At 67.4% G+C, this 5,450-nt stretch carries 5 protein-coding genes, 3 tRNA genes and 1 pseudogene; 4 read left to right on the forward strand and 5 right to left on the reverse strand.

Features of this window, described 5'->3' with window-relative positions:
• Positions 1–486 (forward strand): annotated as a pseudogene (locus AC1DHD_RS13935) (hypothetical protein); the annotation flags it as partial.
• Between the two features lie 130 nt (positions 487–616).
• Positions 617–955, forward strand: coding sequence for a YciI family protein (locus tag AC1DHD_RS13940; RefSeq protein ID WP_476880286.1), 339 nt, complete (start codon positions 617–619; stop codon positions 953–955).
• A 37-nt stretch (positions 956–992) separates the two neighbouring features.
• Here AC1DHD_RS13940 and AC1DHD_RS13945 read toward each other — a convergent pair whose 3' ends face one another.
• Positions 993–1,697: a class I SAM-dependent methyltransferase gene (locus AC1DHD_RS13945; protein ID WP_476880287.1), complete on the reverse strand. Its 705-nt coding sequence runs from the start codon at positions 1,695–1,697 to the stop codon at positions 993–995.
• A gap of 513 nt (positions 1,698–2,210) precedes the next feature.
• On the opposite strand from AC1DHD_RS13945, the gene AC1DHD_RS13950 reads away from it, so the two are divergent.
• Positions 2,211–2,825, forward strand: coding sequence for a polysaccharide deacetylase family protein (locus AC1DHD_RS13950; protein ID WP_476880288.1), 615 nt, complete (start codon positions 2,211–2,213; stop codon positions 2,823–2,825).
• Between the two features lie 216 nt (positions 2,826–3,041).
• On the opposite strand, the gene AC1DHD_RS13955 is transcribed toward AC1DHD_RS13950, so the two are convergent.
• The 3 genes from AC1DHD_RS13955 to AC1DHD_RS13965 form a co-directional block, all read right to left on the reverse strand.
• Positions 3,042–3,117: transfer RNA gene (locus tag AC1DHD_RS13955), tRNA-Phe, on the reverse strand.
• Between the two features lie 48 nt (positions 3,118–3,165).
• Positions 3,166–3,239 (reverse strand) — tRNA-Asp (locus tag AC1DHD_RS13960).
• A 114-nt stretch (positions 3,240–3,353) separates the two neighbouring features.
• A tRNA-Glu gene (locus tag AC1DHD_RS13965) sits at positions 3,354–3,426 on the reverse strand.
• 196 nt (positions 3,427–3,622) lie between these two features.
• On the opposite strand from AC1DHD_RS13965, the gene AC1DHD_RS13970 reads away from it, so the two are divergent.
• A complete protein-coding gene (locus AC1DHD_RS13970; protein ID WP_476880289.1) occupies positions 3,623–4,684 on the forward strand; it encodes a PHP domain-containing protein in 1,062 nt (353 codons plus the stop codon).
• A gap of 27 nt (positions 4,685–4,711) precedes the next feature.
• Here AC1DHD_RS13970 and AC1DHD_RS13975 read toward each other — a convergent pair whose 3' ends face one another.
• Complete coding sequence (locus AC1DHD_RS13975; protein WP_476880290.1) at positions 4,712–5,314, reverse strand: LysE/ArgO family amino acid transporter; 603 nt, start codon at positions 5,312–5,314, stop codon at positions 4,712–4,714.
• Positions 5,315–5,450 lie beyond the last annotated feature (136 nt).

The following is a 5,450-nucleotide window of genomic DNA, read 5'->3' on the forward strand; positions in this document are numbered from 1 at the left end:
GCCGCGGACAACCTCGGCTCGCACAGCCCCCTGGCCGCAGCCGCCGTGTTCGCCTCCTACATGGCGCCCGGTTTCCTCGGCGGTTTCATCGCCGGCCGCTTCACCCCGGCGGCCGCCCAGCGGACCGGGATGACGCTGGTCGCCGTCGCCGGCGTCGGCCTGACGGTGGCCAGCACCGCCGGAATCCTCGGACTGTTCATCGGGGCAGGCGTCGCCGGCGGCATCGGGATGGGCATCGCCACCTCGGGCAGCATCAACACCCTCCTGCCCGAGGCGCTCCCCCGGGAACGCGCGGGCCTACTCGCCGTGATCTACTCCATTTCGTACACCGGATCGGCAGTCCCCAGCCTCATCGCCGGGCAGGCCAGCCGGGTGATCAGCCTCCCGGTCATCACCGCCGGCTACGCCGTCCTCGCCCTGGTGGTTTGGATCGGAACGCTTGTTGCTGCCCGAAGCCCCCGGGCAATCCCATCCCACAGCAGCTAGGCGGCCGGTCCCTGCACCTGCAGGGAGATTGCCGCCCTTGGACTAGCGTGGGAAAAAGTTCGCCGCCGCCTGTCGTTTTGACGGTGTCCCGGGCGTCGTACTGGTGTAGCGACCGCCAAGAAGGAGAGAAATGAAACACCTGCTCTTGATCCCGAACAATGCCGACACCTGGAACGCGCTCCCGGAGGCCCGGATCAACGCGATTATGCAGGCCCACACCTCGCTGCAGCAGGAACTCAGGGCCTCGGGCGAATTCGTGACGGCCCATGAGCTGAGCGAGGAGGCGAAGTTTGTCTCCTCGGACGGCGGCCGGCCCACAGTCACCGACGGGCCCTTTGTGGAGACCAAGGAATTCCTGGCCGGGTACTACATCGTGGACTGCGTGGACATGGACCGGGCGGGGGAAATCGCGGCCAAGCTCGGGGAGGCAGAACTGTGGCCGATCGAAATCCGCCGGATCGACGCATAACCACGGCGCCGCCGGCTGACCACACTTTCGCCTGCTGTCAGGTGGCTTCGAGGACGAAGAAGATGAAGGACAGGAATGCCGACTTCTCACCGCTCAGGATGCGCGGCGGAAGGAGCTCTTTGGGCGTGTCCGGAACCGGCTCTGGTTCGCTGACGGCGGCCACGCGGTAGCCGGCCGCCGTGAACGCGCTGAACATCGCGTGCAGCGGGCGGTGCCAGAAGGTCAGGACCGCCGGTTCGCCGTCGAACTCGTAGTCCTCGGAGTACTGCCGGATGGCGAAATAGTCTTCGGCCGGTTGGGTGACGACGGTGACCGTGGGGTGGTTGACCGACAGGATCAGGCGGCCGCCGGGCTTCAGCACACGCCGGAGGTCTTCGAGGGGCGCCGACCAGTCCTCGAGGTAATGCAGCACCAGGGAACAGACGACGTCGTCGAAAGAGTTATCGGGGAACGGAAGCGGCCCGCCGAGGTCGGCCACGTGGAGGTCCGCGGCCGCCCCCAACCGCTGCCGCGCAAGCTCGAGCATCGCCGGGCTGGCGTCGAAGCCGGTGACGGCCGCGCCCCTGGCACTGAGGGCAGCCGAGAGGGGCCCGGAGCCGCACCCGGCGTCCAGGATCCGGCGGCCGTCGACGTCGCCGGCGAGGGCCAGCATCGCCGGCCGCTCGTAGTAGGCGTTCAGGAGGCTGGAGTCATTCTCGGCCGCGTAGCGCTCGGCGAAGTTGTCGTAGTGGTTGGCCTTCACGGAAACCCGCTCTCAGGAGAACACTGCTGGTCGTTACGGTCAGCCCGATCGTAACAACACGGCCGGCGGCGGCTGACCCAGGGTGAACGACGTGGCCGCCTTGAAGCACGGGGGCATGCCCGGGCAGCCGGGCCTAAAATAYGCACGGCACGGATTGGCGGGGCATCAGACCCGCTGAGGAGTCGTACCCTTAGCCTCAGGCGGGACTCTTCACCGGGGCCAGCCGTTGCGTGCCAAATTCCTGGCGCGGCCAGCTTCCCCGCTGGGTTTCACTGTGAAGAGATCGGACCATTTGCTGTGGCATGGACTCCGGACCGGAGGTCATTCATTTTGACCGCCGCCGCCCTGGCACTGACCGGCTGCGCCCCTGATCGCCAAGGAACCGGGACGGCCGGACCGGACGTACCCCGCCGGGCGGGACCGCCGCGGGTTGATACCCCGGGCAAGAGAGCCGCGGCCGCGGCCCACATCGGCACTCCCTCCGCAACCGCTTCACCGTCGGATCAGCATCCGTTGGACCTCCCCGCGCTGCCGGGACCGATGTTGACCCGGAACCAGGTGACGGCGGCGTTCGCCCGACGCCCCGCGACGTACTGGGGAGTGGAAGCGCCCGGGGTGCTGACCCGGCTGCCCCCGGCAACCGCCGGGGTGGCGCTGACGTTCGATTTTTGCGGCGGGATAAATGGCACTGGAGCGGACCTGGCCCTCCTGTCCGTCCTGCGGCAGCAGGAGATCCCGGCCACCTTGTTCCTGAACTCCCGGTGGATCACCGCCAACCAGGCGCTGGCCCAGGACCTGGCCGCTGACCCGCTCTTCGAACTCGCCAACCACGGAACCGCCCACCGCCCCCTGTCCGTCACAGCTAGGAGCGCATACGGGATCCGGGGCACCAGGAACCCCGGCGAGGTCTACGACGAGATCATGACCAACGACGCTCGCCTCGCCGACCTCACCGGGGCCCGTCCACGCTACTTCAGGCCCGGAACCGCGCATCTGGACGAGGTCTCCGCCTCAATCGTCCGTTCCCTGGGTTGTCGTCCCGGTCGGATTCAGCATCAACGGCGACGCCGGCGCCACATTTCCCGCCGCGACGGTCACTCGCGAGATATCCCGGGCACGGGCGGGTGACATTGTCATCGCCCACGGCAACCACCCCGCCGGTGGCACCGCCGCCGGGCTCACGCACGCCCTGGCCCTCATGAAGGACCGAGGCGAGACCTTCCTCCCGCTCCCCCGGACAAGTAGCACCTGATTTCACCGGGGGTTTGTGCGGGAGACAGGACGCGAGACAACGAAAAAACCCCGCCGTTCCCGTGTAGACACTGGGAACTGCGGGGTTCTAGCTGGTGGCTCCGACCGGCGTCGATCCGGTGACCTTTCGATTTTCAGTCGAACGCTCTACCAACTGAGCTACAGAGCCTAGGTGACATGTCACCTTGACGGCCGGAATTTCTTCTGGCAATCAGAGCGACCCTGACGGGACTTGAACCCGCGACCTCCGCCGTGACAGGGCGGCGCGCTAACCAACTGCGCTACAGGGCCTTACTTTTACTACGTTTTCCTGCTGTTTCTTGCATCTTGCGGAATCGCTTCCGCAATTTTTCAAGGCCTTTAGCCTACCAGACTTTTTCATCCGGCTTGACCAGTTTCCTTGCGTACCCCCAACGGGATTCGAACCCGTGCCGCCGCCGTGAAAGGGCGGTGTCCTAGGCCGCTAGACGATGGGGGCCAGGACGCCATCCGGTAAAACCGCGTGAACGAGGGCAAAAATGTAGGGCCGAAGCCTGCCGTTTTTGTTCCCTTCGGGTTCCTCCGAACTGGACCTATAAAACTATAGGGCCAAGTTCCGGAATCTCCAAAATCCCTCCCTCCTCCCGGGAATAGGCTCTGGACACAGCCACTGTGGCTGTGCAATTGATGGTCGGATGGACGCCACTGCTGCCCTCAACGAGATCGCCTTCTGGCTCGAACGTGAACGCGCCACCACCTTCAAAGTGCAGGCATTCCGGAAGGCGGCCGAACTCATCGGCGGCCTGGCGCCCGCCGAGTTGGCGGCCCGCACGGCCGACGGCCGGCTGAAGCGGACGAAGGGCATCGGCGACAGGACGTTCGCGGTCATTGCCCAGGCGGTCGACGGCGGCGTCCCCGACTATCTGGCGGACCTGCGCGAGCGCGGCGCCGCTCCCCTGGCCGAGGGCGGCCAGGAGCTGCTGGCGAACCTGCGCGGGGACCTGCATATGCACAGCAACTGGTCCGACGGCGGCTCGCCGGTCGAGGCCATGCTGGACGGGGCCCGGATGTTGGGCCGCGAATACGTGGCCCTGACCGATCATTCCCCCACGCTCCGGATCGCCAACGGCCTGAGCGAAGAGCGGCTCGCCGCGCAATTGGAGCTGATCGCCACCATCGAGGAGCACCGCCAGGCAGCGCCGGCCGGGAGCAAGGCTGCGCCTGCCGGTCCGGCGCAGCCCCGCCTGCTGGCCGGGATCGAGGTGGACATCCTCGAAGACGGGACGCTCGACCAGGCTCCGGAACTACTGGACAGGCTGGACGTGGTGGTGGCCAGCGTCCACTCAAAGCTCCGCTCGGACCGGAAAACCATGACCCGCCGGATGCTGGCCGGGATCGAGAACCCGCACACCAAGGTGCTGGGACACTGCACGGGCCGGCTCCTGAACGGGAGCCGCGGAACCCGGCCGCCGTCGGAGTTCGACGCGAAGCGGGTGTTTGCCGCGTGCGCGGAGCACCACGTGGCCGTGGAGATCAACGCACGGCCGGAGCGGCAGGATCCTCCCGATGAGCTGATCCAGCTGGCCCTCGACGCCGGCTGCCTGTTCAGCATCGACAGCGACGCGCATGCTCCGGGCCAACTGGACTTTCTGCAATACGGGGCGGAGCGGGCCGCCCGGAACGGCGTCCCGGCGGAGCGGATCATTACCACCTGGCCCGTCGACCGGCTCCTCCAGTGGACCCGCGGGGAGCACTGACCCGCCGGCCCGCGGCGGCAGCGGCGCTCAGGTCAGCAGCAGGACGGCGAGGGTAACCATCACCACGGCGATGCCGGCGTCGAGCACCCGCCATGCCGTGCGGCGCCGGAACAGGGCCGTCAGGAACCGCGCCCCCACACCGAGCGCGGTGAACCAGGCGATGCTGCCCAGCCCGGCCCCGGCGGCGAACCACCAGCGCCCCGTCTCGCCCTGCGCGGCCGCGAGGGAACCGAGCAGCAATACGGTGTCGAGGTAGACGTGCGGGTTCAGCCATGTGAAAGCCAGGCAGGTGSCCAGCACGGCGCCCCGGCTGAGGATCTTGTTCCCTTTCTCCGGATCCAGCTGTTCGCCGCGGACCGCGCGCCGTGCCGCCAGCAGCCCGTAGGCCAGCAGGAAGGCCGCGCCGGCCCACCGGATGACCACCAGGGCCGCCGGCGCCCGGTCCAGCAGGACTCCTATCCCGGCGACGCCGAGGACGATCAGCACGAGGTCGGACACGGCGCAGACCGCCACCACCAGGGCCACATGGGAACGCYGGATCCCCTGGCGGAGGACGAAAGCGTTCTGCGCGCCGATGGCAACAATGAGGGACAGGCCGGCGGAGAGGCCGGACAGCAGGGGAACGATCACCAGTCCACGGTAGGTCCCGCACCAAAATGAAACCAGTTAAAGTTTCTCCACATACATAAGATGAGCTAATGATCGATATCGCCCCCGAGCAGGCCCGGACATTGGCGGCCATCGTCGCGCTCGGTAGTTTCGACGC

Source organism: Arthrobacter sp. 05L45_2, assembly GCF_056397525.1.

Coding starts and splice junctions, on each gene's coding strand:
- AC1DHD_RS13940 (WP_476880286.1), top strand. CDS start 617: ATGAAACACCTGCTCTTGATCCCGAACAATGCCGACACCTGGAACGCG.
- AC1DHD_RS13970 (WP_476880289.1), top strand. CDS start 3,623: ATGGACGCCACTGCTGCCCTCAACGAGATCGCCTTCTGGCTCGAACGT.